This window comes from Oribacterium sp. HCP28S3_H8, from assembly GCF_052064775.1.
In the GTDB taxonomy this organism is placed as follows: Bacteria; Bacillota; Clostridia; order Lachnospirales; family Lachnospiraceae; genus Oribacterium.
Map to the genome: position 1 here is coordinate 35,473 of NZ_JBQHUZ010000009.1, position 24,190 is coordinate 59,662.

A 24,190-nucleotide genomic window follows, 5' to 3' on the forward strand; every position below is an offset into this window, starting at 1 on the left:
TATACAGGAAATCCAGAAGTTTGGCAAGCCCCACATAAAGCTCGTAAAACTCCCCGCAAAGCTCGTAAAACTCCCCATAAAGCTCATAAATATCCCGCACAAAGTTCATAATATACCCCGGCCATTACAAAGGTCATTACAAAACGCAAAAACTGCTGCAGGCATTCTGTTGCAAATACCGTAAATCTGTTATAATATTTCTCGCTGAGAATGATAGTATTCTGACTGGTTTTCGGGTTGTCTGATGGAGAGCTTCTCCGGAGGTCTGCGATCCACGACGTACCGGTATGGATTTTGGTACCGCAAATGGAAATTTCAGCACTGCAAAAGGGAATTCCGGTATCGCAAAAGGGAGTAATGATTACATGAGCTTTTCCAGCCTGATTTTTACAGCGCTGTTTTTGCCGCTGTTTTTACTTATATATTATATTGTACCGGGGATCCGGCAGAAAAACCGGGTGCTGCTTCTGGCATCCCTGCTTTTTTATGCCTTCAGCGGTGTCCGGTACCTGATCCTGCTTCTTGTTATGGCAGTGCTCGCCTGGGCATTGGGACGGAAAATTTCAATAGAGGCAGCGAAACAGTCGCTTTATGTTGCTGCTTTTCATTCATCACCACCTGAGGATCAAAATGATCAAAACAATTCAGAGGCATGCAGACAGCAATCAAGCTCAGGGCATCCCAAGTCCTGGCTGTGCATCGCGACTGCCATTTTTTTGGGCGTTCTGATCATCTTTAAATACACAGGATTTTTTGTAAGGACCGCGGCAGAAGTCACGGGGAATGCATTCGCCGTGCCAGACATCGTGCTGCCGCTTGGAATTTCCTTTTATACATTTAAATTGATTTCCTATATTGCGGACATTTACAGCGGGCAGATTGCGGCACAGCCATTGCCAGAGGTGCTTCTTTATACCGTAAATTTCCATCAGATCGCGCAGGGACCCATTGCCCGTTACGGCGAGATGGAGGACGCTCTTAACAACCGTACGATGAGCACGGAACAATTCAGCGATGGAGCATTCCGCTTTATCGTGGGACTTGCCAAAAAGACGATTCTCGCGGATCATCTCGGAGAGCTTGCCGCCGGATTTCTGCCGCTGAGCCTTGAGGGGCTTAGTCCAAGTATGGAGGCTGCATGGCTTGGAAGTATATGCTACATGCTGGAGCTGTATCTGGACTTCTCTGCCTACACCGACATGGCGATTGGACTCGGCGAGATGATCGGATTTGAATATCCCGAGAACTTTAATTACCCATATGCGGCGACTTCCGTGAGGGATTTCTGGCGCAGGTGGCATATCACACTGTCTTCGTTTTTCCGGGATTATGTATACATCCCGCTGGGTGGAAGCCGGGTGAGCTTTGAGCGGTTGCTTTTTAACCTCCTTGTGGTCTGGTTCCTGACCGGCTTCTGGCATGGCGCAAGCTGGAATTTCATCCTCTGGGGACTGTATTATTTTGTCTTTATCGCATTGGAAAATCTGGTGCGCCGCATGAAACCGCTGCACAAAAAGTTTGTAGATGCGGATCCTGCTCCGGCGCAGAGACCAGCTGATGCGGAGTCCGCACCAGTGCAAAAGCTTGCAGATGCGGATCCTCTCCCGATACAGAAATCGGATACAGAGACGGTACCTCAGAGCGCAAATACGGAGACTGCATCTCAGACGATTGCTTCGCATACGCATGTAAATGGTGCAGAAGGAATTTCTACGGAGACTGCAGTTTCCGGAAAAGCTACCGCCGTTCTGGCAGCGGTGAAACGGGTCCTCGGGCACCTTTATACCTTGCTGGTGGTATTTTTTGGCTGGGTGCTGTTCCGATTCTCGGACTTCCCGACACTTCACCGGGTGCTGCGCATCATGCTTGGATTGGACGGCGCCGAGCTTGGCGATCAGGTGACGCGCGTTACGCTTCGCAATAATCTCTTTTTTCTGCTGATCGCGCTCATCGCAGTGACACCACTCATCCATGAGCTGGATGAAAGAACCCGCAGGCACATTCGCCGGAACCGGGCACTCCGTAACATTGCGGTTCTCAAGGCGCAGGAAGAAAAAGTAAAGCAGGCAGGAAGCGGGGAGGAAGCCGTTTACTATCTGGTCCGTATGGTACTTGCGGTGGGACTTCTGCTGATTTCCGTCATGGCAATGATCGGACAGAGTTATCAGCCATTTTTGTATAATCAGTTCTGAGTAAGGGGGAATATGAGCGATACATCAAAAGATCCTGCGGATAAGCGTATAGAGCGGGTTCCCTCTGACCGCAGTGAGCAGCAGCTCCGGGAGGCGATTGCCCGGGAAATGAAGCAGAAGCGAAGGGTGCGTTCTGTTTACAGTAAATACATGGCGGCTGGTATCGGCGTGTGCTTCGGAGGACTGCTGGTTCTGGGACTTGCCATGCCGCTTCGCCCGATGTATTCTGCGGCAGAGAAGCGGAAGCTCACGGAGCGTCCGGAAATTCATGCCGCCGGCATTTTGGACGGAAGCTATTTTACAGAGCTTAGCACCTGGTTTTCGGATACCTTCCCATGCCGCGAGACCCTGCTGAACGGCGAAGCTGCGATGGAACGCCTGTACGGACTCCGGGGCGAGGAAATCTACGGAAGCAGTGATACCCATGCGGACATCATCCCGACGGCGGCTGGTCTTGCGCCGACGATCGATCTGAATGGACCGGGAGATACACAGGACGACTCAGGGCTGGCAACCGCATCCGAGCTTCCTGGGACCGCCGGCTCATCCGGAGATGCGAATGCAGGCGGCGCGGAGACATTTGAGACTCATGCCGATGGCACGCTGGTACTGCCGGATGCGCCCGAAGCCGCCAATCTTACGGGAGAAACCGCCGGAAACATTTACGTTACCAACAACGCGGGCTATGAGATTTACTACTTTAACCAGGAAGGCACGACAGCGTATGCATCTATGATTAATACAGTGCGGAAGCTCTTGCCTGAGGATGTCACTTTGTACGACATGATGGTGCCCAATTCCTTTGGCGTGGAGCTTCCGGCGGATGTGCAGGAGGCGCTCGGATCCTCCAACATGCGACTCGGCTTCCAGTACACCGAGAGCATGATCGACCCCAGTGTACATATGGTGAATGTTTTTGACACGCTGCTGGATCACAAGGACGAGTATATTTACTTCCACACGGATCATCACTGGACACAGCTGGGCGCATATTATGCATATAGGAAATTCTGCGAGGCAAAAGGATATGCACCGCATGAGCTTACGGACTTTAAGACAGAGCAGGCACCGGGATTTTACGGCACATTTTACTTTGCCACCAACCGGGCGCAGGCGCTGAAGGACAATCCGGATACGATTGAAGCGTGGATTCCCAACGGGCAGAACGACATGCAGTATGTGGATAAGGACGGCCAGCAGCTTAACGGGCATGTCATCAACGATGCTACTGTGATGAATGCAGGCAACAAATACAACTGCTTTATCCTTGGGGATAACCCCTTTACCGAGATTCACAATCCGGAGATTACGGATGGTTCGGCGATTGTTTTGGTCAAGGAATCTTACGGAAACTGCTTTGTACCGTGGCTTGTTGACCACTATCAGGATGTGTATGTTGTGGATTACCGCTACTATAAGGACAACCTCCTCGACTTTATCAAGGAGCATAAGGTCCGGGATGTGCTTTTCTTAAATAATGAGGCGGCGGTCTCCAAGAGCGCGTCCGCCAAGATGCTCGGAATGTTCGGAAAGTAGAGCATGTTCGGTGATGCCTGCTATGGACAAATGTCCGTAGCTTGCAAAATGTGGGTCTGTGACTTATAATGCTTTAAGCTTAATGGAATATTGCAGAGTAAAGCTTACTCGTTTCCTGTTTATAGATTAAAAAAATCCGGATCAAATGACGGTGATTTCTATATGGGCACTGTGCCAGGTAAAGGCGGCTGTATTTTAAGTCTGCTGTACCTGGCTAAGCCAATGGCAATGGAAGTCCCACCGTTACCTGAAATCCGAAAAGAGGTATTATGGATCAATTTATTATGAAGGGCGGCACACCGCTAAGAGGGGAAGTTGTGATCGGCGGCGCTAAAAATGCAGCTCTCGGCATCATTGCAGGTGCACTTTTAACCGATGATGATGTGATTATAGAAAATCTGCCGGATGTGCGGGATGTCAATGTTATGCTGGAGGCACTCAAGGAGATTGGCGCAAGAGTGGACCGTACAGATCGTCATACGGTGACCATCAATGCATCCGATGTCAGCGCGGTATCTATTGATGACGAGTTTATCCGCAAAATCCGTGCATCCTATTATTTTATCGGTGCGCTGCTTGGGAAGTATCACAGAGCCTGTGTGCCGCTTCCGGGCGGCTGCGCAATCGGCTCGCGTCCGATTGACCAGCATATCAAGGGCTTCCGTGCGCTTGGCACAGAGGTGCAGATCCGTAATGGCTGTGTGCAGGCGGAGGCTAAAAACGGGCTTACGGCGGCACATATTTATCTGGATGTGGTATCGGTCGGAGCTACGATCAATATCATGCTTGCGGCTTCCCTTGCGGAAGGGCGGACGATCATTGAGAATGTAGCCAAGGAACCGCATATTGTTGATGTTGCCAACTTCCTTAACTCCATGGGCGCCAATATCAAGGGTGCCGGTACGGACACGATCCGTATTCAGGGAGTAAAGCGTCTGCATGGTACGGATTACCCGGTAATTCCGGATCAGATTGAGGCAGGTACCTTTATGTGTGCTGCGGCAGCGACGCGCGGAGACATTCTCATAAAAAATGTGATTCCGAAGCATCTTGAGTCGATCAGCGCAAAGCTTCTGGAGATGGGAAATACGATTTATGAATATGACGAGGCGGTGCGGGTCATTGGCAGCCAGCATCAGAGAGCGACGGATGTCAAGACACTGCCGTATCCTGGCTTTCCGACGGATATGCAGCCGCAGATCAGTGTGACGCTTGCACTTGCCAGTGGAACGTCTGTGGTGACAGAGTCGATTTTTGAGAATCGCTTTAAGTATGTAGATGAGCTTGCGCGGATGGGAAGCTCCATCAAGGTTGAGGGCAATGTGTCGGTGATTGATGGCGTGTCTGGGTTTACCGGCGCCAGTGTCAATGCACTGGATCTCCGCGCGGGTGCAGCGCTTGTGATTGCGGGCTTGTCCGCAGAGGGCATTACGGTAGTCAATGAGATTGGTTTTATCCAGCGTGGCTATGAGCATTTTGAACAGAAGCTGCAGAAGCTTGGCGCGCAGATTGAGCTGGTAAGCAACGACCGCGAAGCGCAGAAGTTCCGGCTGAAGGTGAGCTGAGGGAGTGTGAGTATCTGATTTAAAGTAGGCGGAGTTTTAGATTTTCGCGACCTTAAGACGTCAGGGCTTATAAAACCGTATTCCTTGTTGAAAAATCAGACATATAAATATTTAGAAATCGCACATGCATGGATATATAGTAAATGCATGTGCGATTTTTTGTTGTCTTTATGGCAATATTGCGTCTCGAGTGAACTAACAGCCCTATTAAAGTTAAATTTGAAAGGGTAGTATCATCTCCGCTTTCTTTTTAAAATTAATTTCTGCAAAAATCCACTCTTTGGAGGGATTTTTTCTGTATGATTTCCAGATATATTTTATATAGAAATATCTGGCATACTTTGAAATATCAAAAGAAAGGAAAGAGATGATTCTGTTTCTGTAATCATCATACGAGAAGGATATGAGTAGCGCACAAAGCATCAAAATCACTATGCTTGGCGGCTTTTCCGTAAGCATGGATGGCAGAAGCATTGCAATAAGCCGGAGCAAAACAGCAAGATATGCAGAGCTTCTTATGCTGCTGCTTGTCAATCCGCGGGGACTCTCGAGGAGCAACGTCATCTCAGAGCTTTTTGACAGATGTGAGGTCGCCGACGCCGGAAACAGCTTGAATAACCTGATTCATGAAGCCAGAGCAAAGCTTCGCAAGGCAGGGATTCCCGTCAAGAGCTGTATCGAGAACCGCAGGAACATCTTACGGATTTCCGATGAGCTGCGTGCGATTACCTATGTGGATGTCGAGGAGTTTGAGAGACTATGCCATGAAGCAGAGACCGCAGTGCAAGCCTGTGCAAGAGACCGCGCAAGAGCACTGTATTTAAAAGCACTGCCAATTTACAAAGGAGAGTTTCTACCGGACTTTATGACAAATCTCTGGGTCATCAGCATTAACATGCGTCTCAGAGAGGAGTACCTCCAACTGATCCGCTGGCTTAGCAAGGATTTTGAAAGTCATGGAGAGCCGGAGATCGCAGCAAGGATCCGACAGGGAGCTAAAAAGTATTTTAATGAGCAGGAGCTTTATACGACGCCGGAGCGGTATAAACCATCGTGTGAGGATTTGGATTTTGAGGGAATTTTGAGAGAGATCCGGAAGCCGGATAGCATCCTTTTGGATTGCAGGCAGGAGTTCCGCAAAATGTTAAGCGCTGAGGTGTCATATCAGAATTTCCTGGGACTCTGCGCTTACTCTGCACAGATTATGAGGAGAAGCGGTCAGAGCAGTATGGTCATGCTGCTGCAGCTTTATGACGGGAGAGAACGTACAGAAGCAAGGAAAGATTACTCTGGAGTTATCAATGCTTCCATACGCGAGAGTGATCGTTTTACAGAAATCAGTCCCGGCGCATATCTCCTGCTGTTAAGCCATACAGATGCATCAGGCTGCCATGCCGTATATCACAGGATCCGAAAGAAACTCCGGGCAGAGCTTGCATCCGTCTGGAAACAGGAGCAGTCCTGGCTCAGCATGCAATATAGCTTTGAGCCGATTATAAAACTTAAAACCGAGCAGTCTGGTTACACCTGTATTCCGACAGCTCTACAAAGCTTCGACTAGTGAATGCAACTCTACACAGCATTCACCGTCGAAGCTTTTAAATTGTGCAAGATTTCCCAATTACTTCTGCAGTTCTCGAAATATCCCATCAATATATTTATATAAAATTTAAATACATAAATTTTGTTTGTAGAAAAATCACAAAAACAATTACAAAATACCTGTTTTCTACAAAAACGACTACATTCCTGCCTGCTACAGTAAGACTGGTAAGATGACTTGGAACAGAAATGACTTAAGAGACGCTCTGACAGTCATTGAGAAGGGATTCATTATGGAGAGACGAGCAGGACGAAGCATGAAGCAGAGAGCCAGAAAGAGTCTGGCGGGAATATTGACATTGAGCCTGTGCCTGGCGCCATTACAGGGAGTTTCCTTTGCTGATTCCAGAACTGTCGTTGGAGACGTGGAAATCAGCGGACGGAACGTGACACTCAATCTGTCCGGCGCTGACGTGCTGGATGCCGCCATGCAAGCCTTGGCGGATGGAAATCTTTATACGGATGATGAACTTGCAGCGGCAAAGGATCCCCGCGTGCAGGCAGATTTCGCAGCACTCACCGACGGCACAAATCCATTGTATGAGATGAACCTGTTTTCCGAGGAGGAGCAGCAGGCGCTGGCTGAGGCCGGTGTGGAGGTTCGGGCGCTGATCCAGATGGACGCCGAACGGGCGTTTGCGGGCAGCTTCCTGGAACGCGCAACCGAGAGTGACATTACAAAGCGCGGCATCCTTTTCCAGGATGTGGAAGAGGAGCTGCTTTTGTATCGTGACGGCTCCAATTTTGCAGGATTTTACCAGGAATTTGCCAACAACCTTTATCACCATACGGAAGAAATCGCCGAGGCAGACACGGCAGGCTACGAAATCAATGGAGACGAGATCGTAACGCTGCTATTTAAAAACTATGCAGATGAGACCCGGAATTTCCATTTGACGCTCAACGGTGAGACACTGGTCAAGCACATCAAGGTGCCTAAGACCGAGACTGCCATCAAGGGTATCCTGGGTGCGCTGCATGTCGAGGGCATCGAGGAGACGCTCCCGGAAACCGTGACGGAGACCTTGCCCGAGGCACTTCCGGAAACAACGCCCGAAACAACGAAAGAGAGCATGACAGAGGCAGCGCCGGCAAGTACGGAATCTGCGGGTGAGACGGAAAACACAAATCCGGCAGGTCCCGGCGAGAGCCTGGAGGCTTCAAAGGATGAGCATAGCGGCGGAGCGCTTGGTCCGGCGGGGGATATGCAGACTGGAACCGAGACAGCTACAGATCAGCCGTCAGGAGATGCCGATGCAAATGCAGGCAGCTCTGATGCTTCTCAGACGGGCGTGGAAAATACCACCGATCCTGCAGGACCTGCGAATCCGGCAGAGCCGGAGAAGGACGCTTCCGGGCAGGACAAGCCACAGGAAAACCAGAATACAGATTCTTCCGCACAGCAGGAAAATCCCGGAAATGAAAATGCGGGAGCAGAAAATCACAATACAGAACATGCGGCAACGGGGACCAACGGAACCGCACAAGCAAAATCGGAAAACACCGGATCAGGAAATACCGGTTCAGAACACAGCGGAAACGATCAGACCGCTGGAAATGGCATCGCGGAGCAGAAGTCTGCAGCAACTGGCGCGACCGAAGCCGTAGCAGAAATCCTTTCCAGTGCAGTAGAAAGCATCGAGGGAAATCTCGGTGTGATAGAAGCCAAGGCAACGGAACGCAGCACAGCAATCGAGCTTAGTGGAGATACGACTGGCGCAGATCCTGCAGATCGTGATGCAGCAGAGCCAAAGGGCGCGGAAGCGGAGGATGAAGCCGATAAAGCCGACAAGGCGCAGCAAAATGACGGTGCTGCACCAGAGAGCTCCGATACAGCAGAGCCAAAGGCGGCAGAGCAGAACTCTGGAGATCAAGCTTCCGAAGATAAGAGCAATATTGCAGGAAGCACCGGCGAAGCTGCTTCCGTAGAAGCTTCAACAGACGCAAGTACAACGGAAGACAACACTCCGGAAGCCAATGCCCCGGAAACAAGCGCCGTAGATCCTGATGCCACAGGCAAAGCCCAGGAGGATAAGTCCGCAGAAGCACAGGAAAACGCGCAGACTTTAGACCCGACAGGTACGGGAGTCTCGGGCGGAAGTGTTGTAAACGGGACGGAAGCCGTGCCGGAGACGACAGCGGAAGCGATCCCGCAGGAAACCGTGAAGCCGGAAATGGAGCTGGAGCTTGAAGACTACCGGCGAGAGCTTCTCGCAGGTGCGCATGCAGCAGATCTTGTCAGCAGCGATACCGTTTCCACCAAGGTTCTTCAGTACCGACTGAGAGACCTCGTGGATCTCAACAAGAAGCAGAAGCTGGAGCTTATCTATCAGGGACCGGATTACACGATCCATGTCTACTATACCAAAGAAGCGCAGATCCCGGAAAACGCAGAGCTTATGGTCCGGGAAATCGAGGAAGGCACAGAGGAGTACGGACAGTATTATACAGAGACCCTGCAGCAGCTCGGACTGATGCCGTCGCTTGAGCCGATCGAAGGCGAGACCGAAGCCACACCATGGGATCCCGCAGTGGATAAGACCCGGTTTGTACCATTCGCAAGATACTTTGACGTAAAGATCATGTCCGAGGATACCGAGATCCAGCCCGCAGTACCGGTGGAGATCCAGGTAACATACGACACACCGGTGGAGCTTCCGGAAAATGCCGAGCAGAAGGCAGTGCATTTTGCAGCTTCCGGCACGGAGGTCCTCGAAGCCCAGGCGGATCGCATCGGAAGTTCAGAGCAGGCAAGTGCCAATGCTTCCGACCCGGCAGATACCGTGGCAGCTGAGAACTTTGCCTTTGTGCAGAGCAGCTTCTCGGTCACCAGTACCATCATTACCAACGTGCCGAAGGAGGAGGAAGGCACTGCAGAGTTTACCATGCTGCGTTCGGCACCGGCGGACCCTACAAAGCCCACGACGGTAAAGACCGTGACGCCGGAGGAAAACGGACTCTATAAGATCCGCCTGGATCTTACGGGCCGCGTGAATACTACCACTGAAGTTTCCAAGGCGAATGTCATTATCGTCTTTGACCGCTCGGGAAGTATGACATACTATGACCCAACAAGACTTGCCGCAGCAAAGAAAGCCACCAACGACGTGGCAAAATCCCTGCTGGATCTCAATACCAGCGAGCATCCGGATCTTGTGGAGCTTGCGCTGATCAGCTTTTCTACTACGGCGAGAGTCAATATAGCAAAAACTACAAAGTATAAAGAATTTAGCGACGCTGTAAATAAGATAAAAGCAGATGGCGGAACCAACTGGGAAGATGCGCTCAAGAAAGCTTCCACAGTTAACTTTGATTGGGATGGAGATGCCACTTATGTAATCTTTGTATCCGATGGAAACCCGACATTTCGGAATACAAAGGGAGGCTATAAACCTTTAGATTATAATCTTGATTATTATCCTTATGTTTATGGTACGGGTGATGATAATAATACAACAACTGTACAGCGTTGTTATGACGAAGCCAAGGATGACGCAAAAGCTCTGGTTGATTCTCACTGGCATTTCTATACCATCGGTGTTTTTGGAAATGTCAGCCGCATGCAGTCACTAACCAATTATGCGTATTCGGGATCTGATGACAACAATACCAGCGCCGGAGATGGACATTACTTTGCGGCAGCCGATGCCAAAGCATTAAGCCAGGCGCTTTCCAAGATTGCACAGGCGATCACCAACAGTCTGGGGTTTAGCAAAGTCAGCGTGCAGGACGGCGTGACACAGCACTCCAGTATCAGCGCTAATGTCCCGGATGGTGCCATCAGCGGTTTTACGTATTATAAAGACAACAAAATTTGGGATGAAGCTCCGCAGGCAGAATGCGCGGACAACACGGTGAACTGGGACTTAAGCTCGATCGGCGTCATGGAGGACGGAGTCAAATACTCAGTGGAATTTCATGTCTGGCCGAAGCAGGAAGCATATGACCTTGTGGCAGACTTAAATAACAAAACTATAAAGCCTGCCGAACTGTCTGAGCTGCAAAAAGAGGAGATTCAGCAGCTGGAGGACGGAAGCTACGGACTTAAGACCAATACCGGTCTTACGACAAAGTATACCTATAACGGCGCGGAACAGGAGGACACACCGGCATATGATGAGGAAGTCATGCCGATCCATAGTTACCTGCTTACGCTTCGCAAACGCTGGTTCAATACACTGGATGCGGATAAGAGACCTGCAGAGCCCGTGCAGCTTCAGATCCTTAAAGATGGGAGCGAGTATCTGACAACACCGGATCTGAATCCTGTAAAAGAGTCCGATGAAAGCTGGAGCAGTAACGTATATTCGTTCTACATCGCGCCGGGCTTCATGATCATAAAGGACGACGGAAGTCAGATTGTGCTCGAGTCCGGACATGATTATAGCGTGCAGGAGCCTGCGAATGCAGGTTATCACTGGGAGCTTACCGCTGACACCTATCATCCGATGGTAATAAATGGAGCGCTCCAATTACTCAAGCTTAAAACGGCAGCGGATGGCGAAACCGGCAGCTCCGGCAGTGCTGGAGAGACGGTTTATACCATTAAAGACAGGCAATATGTCTCTGTGCCGGAAGCGGAAGCAGGCGGACTTATCGCCGAGAACCGTCGTCGCAGTAACTTAAACCTTGTAAAAAAGGTGATAACTGCAGTGGACAGCACGGGTACAGCGGGAACGACAGGCGCTGCTACGGAGGACAACTTAGACATAGCTGAAACACCGGGAACTGCTACGCAGGACATTTCGGACAGCGCAGAGCTTAATGGACAGAAGTTCAGCTACTCCATCACCGTGCAAGATGCAGGAAATCAAGACGTCTGGTTCTCGGTGGAGGATCTCGCGGATGAAAATAAGCTCATCAAGGATCTTACCACCAACGCGACAGCCGAAAAAAAGGATGGCACGGCTACCGGATATTACCACATTGCAAGCGACAAAGAACTCACGGTGGAGCTGGAGGCAGACTGGAATCTGCGGTTTACCAATCTTCTGAGTGGAAGCAGTTACAGTATCACAGAGACCAGCATGGGAGAGAGCTTCCATCTTAAGAGCATTACAGGTCCGGAGGGAGCCGCGCCGGCTCTTGAAACGGGAACCATCAGCGGCACCATCGGGCAGGCAAATACTTCCTACCAGGTGACCTACATAAATCAACTGGATACCGCGGAGATTTTCCTTCGTAAGGAGGGCACGAATGCGGAAGACGGAAAGCGTGTAGCACTGGACGGCGCGGTATTCAAGCTTGAGAAATTAAAGGAGAATGCTTCCGGAGAGGAAAGCACGTATGAAGCCGTGGGAGAGGCATTCACAATCAATACCAGAACCGAGCCAAACGGATACCGGATTTCCGGACTTCAGCCGGGAACCTACCGACTTACGGAGATCACCGCGCCGGCAGGATATCTGCTTCTGCGTGACCCGATCGTTTTTACGGTACATCCCGGAACGGAAAATCTTATCAGGATGGATGAGACTGCAGGGACAGGTGCAAGTCATGCGGAGATTTCCGGGGACAAATATAATACGTTAACAATCCTTAATACGCCGGGCCGTGTATTACCTGGCACCGGTGGCTACGGAACTTTACTTTATAACCTGGGCGGCTTACTGCTTATGATAGCTGCTTTGATCTTTGGTATCGACAGTAAAAGACGGAGTGCCCGGAACTAAGGTCGTGAACGAAACAACGGATACCAGTATAAACAAGCATTAGGACAGGAGGAAACTATGAAAAGGACTAGAAAATGGATGGCAGTGTTGCTGGCGAGTACAATGATGCTTGCTACAGGCATGAGCGCAATGGCGCAGGTGGTGCCGGAGAGTTCCACGCAGCAGGAAGGAACAGCGCAGATTACGGTTGCGAATGCAGCAAAGGGCGAGACATACTGTATCTATAAGCTGTTTACTGCCACTGTGACAGGAGAAGAAAACGGACCGATCGCATATACTGGAAAAGTACCGGAGGAGCTTCTTGAATTTTTCTATGCGGATGATGCCAGGAATGTAAGAGCGACGGAAGCAGCCTTTGACAATGGGGAAATGAGCAGCGGGCTGAAAGATGCACTTGAGGCATGGGTAAAGACGGATGCAGCTCAAGAGAACAAAATCGCCGAAGCTGTAAGTGATGGTTCGACGCTTCACTTTAATAACCTGGACTATGGATATTACATTGTAACTACCACGCAGGGAGAAAGCGCCATCACAGTGGATTCCACTAATCCGACCGTGACATTGTACGATAAAAACAGTACGGGACCTTCGGTTCCAGAAGATGGTAAGACCGTTGATGACACCACGGTTCATTTCGGACAGGAGCTTACCTATACAATTAAGTTTTTAACCTCCAACTATGATGGAGCAGGTCAGGATGCAGAGCAGATTTTGTCATACACTGTAAAGGATAACCTGCCGGGCTTCCTAAGCGATGTGACACTTACCTCCATTATGGTGGATAATGATGCAGATCTGGAAACTACAGAGGATCAGGTGAAGTTTTTTGTGAATGATATTTTACAATATGGAGGCAACTTTGCAACAGATGGAACGATTACCATTCCGTGGGTTGAGCAAAATGCAAACCCCACCAGTGAAAATGACACCGAGGGTAATTACAAGAGTCTTTATGAAAACGGAGCGATGGTTGTCATTACCTATACTGCTACAGTGACAGACCAAGCGGTGATTGATGGAGATGGCAATACCAATACATTCACACTGACCTGGGACGTCGGAGATCAGAAACCCCATGGCGGCGGAGATAAGTATACCGATACTGCAACGGTTTACACCTATGCCATTGCACTTAAAAAGGTAGACGCCAAGGGTAATGCTCTTGAAGGCGCCAAGTTCCAATTCCCGTTCTATGTAAAGGAAACACCGAGTGAGACAGACGGTGCGTATATCTATGCCGGTGAAGAGCCAGATGAAGGACTTACTAATGAAATCACCACACCTGCAGATGATGGTATCATCATCGTGAAGGGTGTAGATGGCGATGTTAGAGCAGAAAATGAAAATGACAACGGTAAGTACGTCATTTACGAAATCGAGGCACCGAAGGGATACAATCTGCTGACAGAGCCGGTACAGATCGCACCGCAGATGACAAAGGCGACAAATACTACCAAGACCTTCTATCTGGATGAAAATGGAAATGTTCTGGATGAGGCAACAGAAAACACAACTTCTGTCACCTATGAAAACCCGAATCTTTCCACCGGTATTGCCCTGGTTGTAAACCATGCGGGTATCGAGCTTCCGTCTACCGGCGGCATCGGCACAACCATCTTTGCATTCGCAGGACTGTTACTGATGGCTGGCGCAGCCGGAGTCATGATTATTAAAAAGAGAGGCTGATAAGCGATCCTAATGACAGGTGTTTTATGCAGGTCATGATACATGAACCCCTTCCCGTCCCGGGCGGTTCCTGTCCAATTACGGATGGAGCTGCCCCGGACGGCCTCTTGAGAGCAACGGCAGGAAGCATTCGCAATAGAAGCAAGAGTAGCGATGGTCAGGCATAAAGGAATCAGGTAGATAAGATGATGAAACGAACGAATATAAAAAAATGGATTGTGGCGTGTACCGCGGGGATACTGCTTGCGATGCAGTCCCTGACCGCCCTTGCGGCAACCCATGAAGAAAGTATCAGAACCGGGAGCATCGTCATCAAACCGGGAGACCAGGATCAGGGCGGCGCGGAGGTCCTGGAAGGCACGTATATCCTCTACCGGGTCGGCGATGTGAATGCGGCTGATTTTACGAGGTTTGCACCGACCGATGCATTCCGTGATAGCAGTGTGGAATTTAACCGGGAAACACTTGCGTCGAGTGAGCTTCCGGCGAAGCTTCTGGAGTTTGCGCGGGCACATGCAGTGCAGGCAGTCCGAAGTGATATCCCGGCGGGGGAGACGACCGACGGACTGAGCGAGGGACTGTATCTTATTTCGCAGCAGGCGCTTGCACCGGGCTATCGCAGGATTTCCCCGTTTCTTGTGATTCTGCCGCAGGTGGATGAGCAAAGCCTTACCTATGACATTACCGCGAGACCCAAGACGGAGAAGCTCGGGGCAGTGACATATAATCCGACGATTGAGAAGCGGATTGTGGACCGAAATGGGAATGCAATCAGTCGGGAGGAATCGTTCCGTTTTACGGTGACACCGGAGGGCAGTGCGCCGATGCCGGCAGGAACAGAGGCAGGGCAGCCGAGAACGCTGGAGCGTAAGGGTGCCGGAAACGTGGAGCTGGGCGAGATCAGCTTTGCGGGAGTCGCGGGACCATTCACATACCGGATCCGCGAGGTGAATGACGGGCTTAGGAACTATACCTATGATGAGACGGAATATGTCCTCACGCTGCAGGTTGTGCGGGATGAGGCAGCAGATGTGCTCAAGGTGGAATCCTCAATCAAGAAGGCGGATGGAACGATTGTAGATCGGATGAGCTTTACCAATACGTACCGGAGCTCGGGCGGCGGGCATACCGGTGGCGGTGGCGGCGGAAGTCATGTGAGACCGTCTGCGGTAAAGACCTCCGGTACACCGACAACAGGTCCCGGCGAGGTGCTGGGTGCTGTGCGGGAGGCCGCAGCAGAAACACCGGTTGCCAAGGTCCTTGGCGCGGTCCGGAGCGGTATCCGGACAAGTGACTCAGGAAATATCGTGCTGGATGGTATCGCACTTGTAGGTGCTGTGCTGCTGCTAGGCGCCTGGGGGATACTGTGGAAGAAACGGAAGTGAAGTTGAAAAATCCTGGAGCCGTATATTCGTCGGCTCCAGGATTTTATTGAAATGGAGACATCATCATCAACATCAAAGATATCAAAGCTTCGCGGATTTCACGAGCCTCAGGCGGCAATTTGCCGGAGACCGGCTGCATTCAGAGCTTTTTCCACGGCAGGGACAATCACAACGACGGCAATCATCTTTAACAGATCTCCCGGGATAAAGGGAATCACGCATGCGCCCAGCGCACCGCCGAGGCTGGCCATCTCCGCATTGCCCTTAAGCCCCATGAGATGCATAAACCAGATCGTGCCAAAGACATAGAGCACAACTTCGCCCGCAAGCTCTGCAAGAAATAGAGCGGCATATTTGCCCGCGCCAGTGCGGTTTTTGCCGGTACGGAAGTAAATCGCACCTGTAATCACGCTGAGGAAGATATAACCAAACAGGTAGCCGGATGCGGGAGACACAAAGTGGGACGGTCCGGCAGTATATCCTGCGAATACCGGCACGCCGAGTGCCCCTATCAAAAGATAGAGCAGTACCGTCAGACCACCAAGCTTCGCACCCAGCAGACCACCGGCGAGTGCCACGGCAAAGGTTGCAAGGGAAACCGGAACCCCGCCCGGAAGCGGAACGGAAATCGGAGCCAGTACACAAAGCACCGCAGTGCATAACGCAGTCATAGTCAGATCTTTAGTGGAAAATTTCATAAGTAACATCCTTTCGCTAGTGGTTGTTAAAGTGCCGCACAGCGATGTCTTTTAATAGGTACATTTGCCTGCGACCTTTGCTTTGTAATATTGTCAGCAGAACCCTGATTTCAGATTATTGCCTGGCGATAAGTCAGCAAAACTTTGCCCGCAATTTTTGACCGGTGATTTTGTCAGGTGATCCTCGTCCTGAAATTTTACCGGTAAATCTTTGCAAGAGACCGTCATAAGGCGTTCATGTCAACATTACAATTGTTAACTACACAAAGCTCAATAGTTTACCAACCATTTATACATGCATTTCCACCTACTGTCAACTGCAAAAATCTACCAGGTTAACAATCAAATGAAGAATAGGATTGTCAATGAGACAAACAATAAGTTAATCAATAAAATATATTAAAATCTTCCATTACTTCTTTTTATGTCAGGTATTTTTTCTTGCTGTGCGTATATCGCTGTGCTATATTTAACTGCGTTAAAGCAATAAAGCTCGGAGCCAATGCCGACGCCTTTGGTGAAATCTCTATGAAGTATTTATGGAGTCTCCATGAAGTCCCTATGAAGTATTTATGGAGTCTCTATGAAGTATCTATGGAGTCTCCATAGGCGCTGACTGCCCAAATTGTCTCCGTTCTTAACAAAAGGCCGTAGCCAAAGGAGGAACCTACTATGTCTTACGTAACTGAAGTTTATGATAACTTACAGAAGAAACATCCTTACGAGCCGGAATTTCTTGAAGCAGCAAAGAGAATCCTTGACTCCCTCGAGCCGATTGTAAGTGCCAACGAGGAAGTATACCGCAAGAACGCTCTGCTTGAGAGATTTGTAGAGCCAGAGAGAATTATCACATTCCGCGTACCTTGGACCGATGACAAGGGCGTAAATCATGTTAATCTCGGATACAGAGTACAGTTTAACTCTGCGATCGGACCATACAAGGGAGGTCTTCGCTTCCACCCATCTGTAACACAGTCCATCTTAAAGTTCCTGGGAATGGAGCAGACCCTTAAGAATTCGCTGACAGGTCTTCCGATCGGCGGCGGCAAGGGCGGCTCAGATTTTGATCCGCACGGCAAGTCTGATGCAGAGGTGATGCGGTTCTGCCAGAGCTTTATGACTGAGCTCTATAAGTATGTAGGCAAGGACGTGGATGTACCAGCCGGAGACATTGGCGTTGGCGGACGTGAAGTAGGTTACCTCTATGGTCAGTACAAGAGAATCACCAACCTGTATGAGGGTGTCCTCACCGGTAAGGGTCTGACCTTCGGCGGCTCTCTTGCAAGAACAGAAGCAACCGGCTACGGACTTGTGTATATCACCAACGAGATGGTAAAGGCTGCAGGCAAGGACCTTGCAGGCAAGACCGTTGTAGTTTCCGGCTCCGGTAACGTTGCGCAGTATGCAATCCAGAAGGCACACGAGCTTGGTGCCAAGGTTGTAACCTGCTCCGACTCCAACGGCTATGTTTATGATCCGAATGGCATCAATTTTGACGTGCTCTGCCAGATTAAGCAGGTGGAGAGAGGCCGGATCAAGGAGTACGCTAAGCGCGTTCCCGGTTCGGAATATCATGACGGCGAGAAGCCATGGGGCGTAAAGTGTGACATCGCTCTGCCATGTGCTACGCAGAATGAGATCAACGGCGCAGATGCCCGGAAGCTTCTGGACAATGGCTGCTGGTGTGTTGCAGAGGGTGCGAATATGCCATCCGATGCAGATGCCATTGATGCATACCTTGCTGCCAAGATCCTGTATATGCCTGCTAAGGCTGCGAATGCAGGTGGCGTTGCGGTTTCCGCTCTCGAGATGTCCCAGAACTCCGAGAGACTCTCATGGAGCTTTGAGGAAGTTGACAAGATGCTGCATAACATCATGGTTAACATCTATAACAACGTTGCCACTGCTGCCAAGAAGTATGGCTATGAGGGTAACTTCGTAGTCGGCGCCAACATCGCCGGATTTGAGAAGGTTGCCAACGCTATGCTTGGACAGGGAGTAGTATAAGCACCGGCGTTTCGCTTAAGTTTTGTGTAAGTTTATAAGCCCAAAGCTGCTAGCTCCATGCTCGTAGCAAAGGATCACAACAGATAACGAAGCCCTGCACGGAAATCAAAACCGCGCGGGGCTTCGTTTGATTTATACCAAACCTATCAGTTACAACTGATGTATTCCCCACCAAAATCCCTCGTTCCTAAAATCCTCAATCCCGTTTCCAAATTCCGTCCCATAAAACCTCACAAATTCCTCTCCGAAATCCCTTGCATCTATATTAAAATTCCACATCAAAATCCCATAAATTCCCCCGATCTATATCAAAACTCCACATCAAAATCCCATAAATTCCCTGAAATAAGCAAAAAATTTCCGCGTTTATGATGAAAGTCTTGATGTCGGCTTTGCTATCATGTTGATATAAGAAATCAGAAGGAGTTGGAAAGGCGTGCGGCATGGACGAGAGCATACACATAGACAACAGAACAACCAAAGGCACGTTTATCATCGAGGTGACGGATCAGGCAAATGCCAGCTGGCAGGGCCGCGTTACCTGGGTTAACGGAAAGCAGAAACAGCATTTCCGCAGCACCCTGGAACTGATAAAAATGATCGATGCAGCATTGGAAACAGATACGATAGAGATAGAATCTCTCTAGAAACAGCAAGAGATGAGGTCGGAGAAACAATGAAAAGACAGACAAGCAGAAGCAGAAAAGAAAGAGCCAAAAAAGGTCTGGTTGGTTTGCTTACCGTCAGCATGTGCCTGTCCACTTTACAGGGAATCTCTTTTGCAGACAGCCGCACAGAGGTTGGAGGCGTAGAGGTTAACGGCAGGAAAATCACCCTGAGTTTAAGCGGAACCGCATTGAGAGCCGCAGCGGAGGCTGCATTGGCAGATGCCACACTGTACGACGACCAGTATATCGGAGTCAGCAAGGACGAGCGGACACAGGCAGCGTACGAAGCTCTGACCGATGGCAGTAACCCGCTGTATGAGCTTACGCTTTTTTCGGATGGGGAGATCGCAGCCCTGGAAGAGGCAGGCGTCGAGGTCAAAGCGCTGATTCAGATGGATCAGGAGCAGGCAGAGGCAAACGGCAATCTGGAAATCGCGACAGACAGCGACATCACAAAACAGGACAAGGAGGACACACAGGTTGTCTTTTCCGATCCGGATAAGGAAAACGAAAAGGAACTCGTCCTCTATCGCCCCGGTTCGCTGTTTGGCAATTTCTATGACCAGTTCTCCAACAAGCTCATGCATAACGCCGCCGAGACCGACATCACTCCGGCGGACCCGACAACATACGAGCTTAACGGCGAGGAAAAAGTAACATTCCTCTTTATTAACCATGCCGACGAGTCCAGAGTCTTTAACATCGACCTTAACGGCAAGACTCTGGAAAAGGGCATCAAGGTATTAAAGGCAGAGAGCACCATCAAAGGCGTGATGGGGACCCTCGACGTTACCGGTATCCCCGAGACCAAGATAGAGGAAAGCACCGAAGCCGCATCTACGGAAGCTGAGACTACGATAGCAGATGCACAGGAGTCCATCGATCCGGCGGCGGAAGCTACCGATGCCACCGCTGAGAGCAACGAAGCTTCGGATACTGCAGCGGAGAACGCCGGGACTTCGGATGATGCAAACGCTGATGCAGCGGAGACAACTGCCCCGCAGGCAGGCGAAACGGCAGAGCCGCAGGCAACCCTCCCGCAGGAAGGTCATCAGGAAGCCGTTACCGAGTCCGCAGGCGAGAGCACATCGCTTACAGAAGCCGTGCAGGAAACTCTGCAGCAGGTTATGGAAACCATCGCCGACGCGACAGAAACCATCGGCAGCAGCATTCAGGAAACCGTAGAAGCCGTAGAGGAAACCCTCGGCGTGATCAAGTCCGAGGCGTCGGAAAACAGCATCGCATCGGCTAGTGACATCGAGGCTCCTGAGACAGAAACTGAAGCGGATGAAGCGGAAGCAGAGGAAAACACCGAAGCTTCTAAGGCAGAGACAACAGCGGAAGCCGAGACCGCCAGGACCGATATGGAGATCGAGCTTGAGAAGGAACGGAAATCTCTCTTAAGAGATACCCATGCGGCGGATCTTGTGGACGACTCTGTAGCAAGTGCCAAGGTTCTCCAGTACACACTGGACGACCTCAGCAAATCCTACTGGTCCGCAGAGATCGAGGGCAGATACGAAGTCAGCGTGTTTGCAGAAGATAGTGCATTTGCAGAGCCCGTACAGCTCGAGCTTAAAGAGCTTGAAAAACCGGCGGAAGCAGAGGACGGCACACTTGAGACCAGCAAAGACACCCTCACCGAGCAGCAGGTCAACGCGCTCAAGGCGGAAGGCGCCTATGAAAACTCCCAGTCTATCGACATAAGCTTTGTGAATGCAGACGGCGTTGAGGTTGAGCCTGCGAGCCGGGTCAAGGTCCGGATCAAGGTTTACAAGGAAGCCCTCCCGGAGGATGCTGATGTCAGCACCATGCAGATCAAGCACCTCAACGAGAAAACCGAGACGATCAGCGTGGACACCGTAGCGGAATATAGCAGGGATGCAGAATCCGATACAGGCAAGATTCAGGCGGTCGATGCAGATGGAAAGACCACAGAGCTTACAGAGGCACCGGTCAGTGAGACGACGGACAGCATCGAGGATACCACGGAAAACACCGCAGAGGGCACCGCAGAAGACACTGTCGAGAATGCAGAACCGGCGGAGGTGAAGGAAATCCTTCCGGACAATGCAGTCGGCATCGAGAGCACCTTTATTGTAGATAGCTTCTCAGGGTTTGCGATTACGTGGAGTGCTTGGTATGTTAATTATAGTGCGACAGTTAAATTTGTTATTCCTGATGTTTATCCTAATTATCAAGAAATTGATATGAACATTCCATTATCGGATATCAACATTAATGAGGGGAAGCAGATTAATTTTATAAAAGATTATCCGCAAGAATATACGATAGGTAAGCATACGTATAAGTTCAGTGAAGTCCGGTTAAGAAGGGATGGATATGATTATATTGTAAAGAATAACGTGTTGAGAACGAACTATAATCATACTCGCTGGATATTCAGCTATGATAACAATTCCGGGCGTGAAAGGACTGATAATGTTAAATCCGGAGATATCATTTATGTAATCTATACGGAAGAGCTTACAACAGTTCAGACTGTAGATAGTAAAAGTATGGGCTTCCATATATACATACAGGATCATTCTGAAATAAACAAAGAGAGTGAGGTAAATATTGGTGGTTCCTATTATGAAAATAGTGGTTCTATTACGCGGAATTTATTTTCCAATCTAATACCAGATGGTCAAGAGTATCCTGGATTAACTGGAAAGCAGGGAACTATCGAGAAGTGGTTTGGAAAAAGCAGAGAAGTAAATCATCTTTTTGTCAAAGAAACCTATGATAAGACTGGTTATTTTGAATATAACAGTGCAGATAACTTTGCGACTCTGAATGACAACAATGATGATGACTTTACAGTATATCATCAACTAGGGACGCCGAGCGGAGACACAAAGATTGGAAATAGTGAAAATCCGGCATATTTTTATCAGCGTGGAAATTTCATGCCATTTAATACGCTCAATACAAGTTTGGTATTAAATCGCAATTTGTATGATGATCAGGGCAAGCGATTAGAGCATACGGATCCGAGATATAAGGAAGCTCTGTATGGATTCAATGAGAAAAATAATTATTACTTCGGTTTGTATGCTACCGCAGAGTTTTATCAGCCGGTAGGTGGTCAGGTGAATGGTCAGGATATGATCTATGAATTTACCGGTGACGATGACATGGTGGTATACATTGACGGAGTACTTGTCCTGGATCTGGGTGGTATCCATGATGCGCAAAGCGGTTATATAAATTTTGCAACTGGTGAGGTAAGGTATACTGATCATGCAACTAATATGGCTATAGCGTGGAAAGAAACTAACATCAAAGAGCAGTTTAGTAAGGCTAATGCACTTGACCGGACCAATTGGAAGGAAAATACCAATACCTTCGCTGACGGTTCACAGCACAGAATCCAGATCTTTTACATGGAGAGAGGAGCCGGTGCATCAAATCTGAAGCTTAAGGTCAACATCCCGCCGATCCCGGATGGCAGTGTCAACATTCAGAAAAAAGTCGAAGGATTAGATGCAAGGCAGGCAAGTGAAGAACAGTATACGCTGCAGCTTTTCACTAAGACCGGTGAAGGACAAAGTTTTGCTCCTGTAGCAGATCAAACATATACGTTAAACAGCACAGGAACCAGTAGAACCTATAAGACAGATAAAAATGGACAGTTTCCCATTCATGCAAGTGATACAGCAAATTTTTCCAATATTGGTGCAAAGACAGAAGTTAAGGTTGTAGAACCGGATACAGGACAGATTTATTCTGTAAGCTATCAGGCAAAAGGCTCTGATGGAAAACCTATAAATGATAATGGTACGGATGGAGTAAGCGCAACCGTACCAAGTGCAGGTCATGTTGATATAGTTGTTAAGAATGATGCGACAGAAAACACTAGGAGTCTTACGCTTGTAAAGAAATTTCAAGTTAATGGTCAGATTACACAGAATGCACCAGATTCAGAGGAATTTGCCAACACGCAGTTTGAGTTATTAGAGAAAGGAGATAACGATAAAGATTATAAGCCATTATATACCGTTAAATATAGCGATTTTAGCAATAGTTTATATACGTTTCATCAACTCGATCCAAGAAAAACATATAAGGTCGTAGAGCAGATCTCTAAAGAGGTGGTTACCAATGGTGGAACGAATACGATACCGTACTCCAAGACGTTATATCAAGTTGGAAATAATTCGCAGGAGACTGAAGGAACAGCAGTAGATAATGTTTCCCTAAAGAGTACTGATAATACTTTTATCGACCAAACGGTGACCTTTACAAACGTCTATGAGACACCAAAAGTAAATGTGAGCTTCACTAAGGTCGAGGATGGAAATGCAACGACAAAACTTTCTGGTGCTGTGTTTGGAGTATTTACCAATGAGCGGGCAACAGAGGCATACAAGACTGATGGGCAGATTGCTCTCACAAGCACATCGGATGCAAACGGAGTAGTTACATTCACAGGGCTTCCATATGACTCGGTTTCTGGCAAAACCTACTATATTAAAGAGATCACGGCACCGACCGGCTATGTATTAAGCGATGCGATTTATACAGTCCAGATTACTAGGGATGGTGCAGTAAGCATCTCCTTTAATGGTACTGAGATACAAAACAACCAAATCAGCAACACACCAGTAAAGCTTACCTTCTATAAAAAAGCCAATGACAGCAGCAACACACCACTTGAAGGTGCAACGATCAAGATTGAAAAGAAGGGAGAAAATAATACATATCAACCGGCTGCTGATCTTAAATCGGTGGATAGCGAAGGAAAGTTTCCGATTCCAAAAGATGGAATTACCTTCAATAAAATACCGGATGGTGAGTATCGGATTACAGAGGTTACAGCTCCGGCGGGATATAATCTGCTGACGAAATCATTTGAATTTAGTATAAGCAATGGTCGCCTGGTACAGCCGGCTAAAAGCTCCGATGAACAGGTCACTATAGTAAGCACACAGGATGGCGCAATTGATATCACCATCTTCAACACCCCGGGGCGGGTTCTTCCCGGCACCGGCGGTATGGGAACATTCCTCTACAACTTAAGCGGACTCGCGCTGATGCTGACCGCTATGGTTTATATCATTCACGCCAGACACAGGCAGAAAGGAGGTTTAAATTAACATTTTAGCCTCTGAACTCGACGGGTACTGTGCCGAGGAGTGAGCCGGTGAAAGTACAAACAGCCCGCCGCCGCGTC

Annotated in this window: 11 protein-coding genes; 10 read left to right on the forward strand and 1 reads right to left on the reverse strand. The window is 49.2% G+C overall.

Annotated elements, in window-relative coordinates:
* Window positions 1-365: 365 nt before the first annotated feature.
* The 7 genes from ACTNEN_RS10965 (at window position 366) to ACTNEN_RS10995 (ending at window position 15,638) form a co-directional block, all read left to right on the forward strand.
* Window positions 366-2,192 carry an MBOAT family O-acyltransferase gene (locus ACTNEN_RS10965; RefSeq protein ID WP_441206475.1) on the forward strand — a complete coding sequence of 609 codons (1,827 nt, stop codon included), beginning with the start codon at window positions 366-368 and terminating at the stop codon, window positions 2,190-2,192.
* Window positions 2,193-2,204: 12 nt separating this feature from the next.
* Window positions 2,205-3,728, forward strand: coding sequence for a DHHW family protein (locus ACTNEN_RS10970; protein WP_441206476.1), 1,524 nt, complete (start codon window positions 2,205-2,207; stop codon window positions 3,726-3,728).
* Window positions 3,729-3,997: 269 nt separating this feature from the next.
* Window positions 3,998-5,293 carry a UDP-N-acetylglucosamine 1-carboxyvinyltransferase gene (locus ACTNEN_RS10975; protein WP_441206478.1) on the forward strand — a complete coding sequence of 432 codons (1,296 nt, stop codon included), beginning with the start codon at window positions 3,998-4,000 and terminating at the stop codon, window positions 5,291-5,293.
* A gap of 403 nt (window positions 5,294-5,696) precedes the next feature.
* Window positions 5,697-6,854: an AfsR/SARP family transcriptional regulator gene (locus ACTNEN_RS10980; protein ID WP_441206479.1), complete on the forward strand. Its 1,158-nt coding sequence runs from the start codon at window positions 5,697-5,699 to the stop codon at window positions 6,852-6,854.
* Window positions 6,855-7,128: 274 nt separating this feature from the next.
* On the forward strand, window positions 7,129-12,567 hold the full coding sequence (locus ACTNEN_RS10985; RefSeq protein WP_441206480.1) for a VWA domain-containing protein: 5,439 nt from the start codon (window positions 7,129-7,131) through the stop codon (window positions 12,565-12,567).
* 57 nt (window positions 12,568-12,624) lie between these two features.
* Complete coding sequence (locus ACTNEN_RS10990) at window positions 12,625-14,253, forward strand: SpaH/EbpB family LPXTG-anchored major pilin (RefSeq protein WP_441206481.1); 1,629 nt, start codon at window positions 12,625-12,627, stop codon at window positions 14,251-14,253.
* A gap of 185 nt (window positions 14,254-14,438) precedes the next feature.
* Entirely contained in the window at window positions 14,439-15,638 is a 1,200-nt protein-coding gene (locus ACTNEN_RS10995; protein ID WP_441206482.1) for a Spy0128 family protein, read from the forward strand.
* Window positions 15,639-15,745: 107 nt separating this feature from the next.
* Here the strand turns inward: ACTNEN_RS10995 and ACTNEN_RS11000 are convergent, their stop codons facing one another.
* Window positions 15,746-16,336, reverse strand: coding sequence for a biotin transporter BioY (locus ACTNEN_RS11000; protein WP_441206483.1), 591 nt, complete (start codon window positions 16,334-16,336; stop codon window positions 15,746-15,748).
* A 672-nt stretch (window positions 16,337-17,008) separates the two neighbouring features.
* Here ACTNEN_RS11000 and gdhA point away from each other — a divergent pair.
* The 3 genes from gdhA to ACTNEN_RS11015 all read left to right on the forward strand — a co-directional run bounded on the left by gdhA (window position 17,009) and on the right by ACTNEN_RS11015 (window position 24,113).
* Window positions 17,009-18,343, forward strand: coding sequence for an NADP-specific glutamate dehydrogenase (gene gdhA / locus ACTNEN_RS11005; RefSeq protein WP_441206484.1), 1,335 nt, complete (start codon window positions 17,009-17,011; stop codon window positions 18,341-18,343).
* 443 nt (window positions 18,344-18,786) lie between these two features.
* Window positions 18,787-18,990: a hypothetical protein gene (locus ACTNEN_RS11010; RefSeq protein WP_441206485.1), complete on the forward strand. Its 204-nt coding sequence runs from the start codon at window positions 18,787-18,789 to the stop codon at window positions 18,988-18,990.
* Between the two features lie 29 nt (window positions 18,991-19,019).
* Window positions 19,020-24,113 (forward strand): SpaA isopeptide-forming pilin-related protein, encoded by a 5,094-nt coding sequence (locus ACTNEN_RS11015; RefSeq protein WP_441206486.1) that lies wholly within the window; start codon window positions 19,020-19,022, stop codon window positions 24,111-24,113.
* Window positions 24,114-24,190 lie beyond the last annotated feature (77 nt).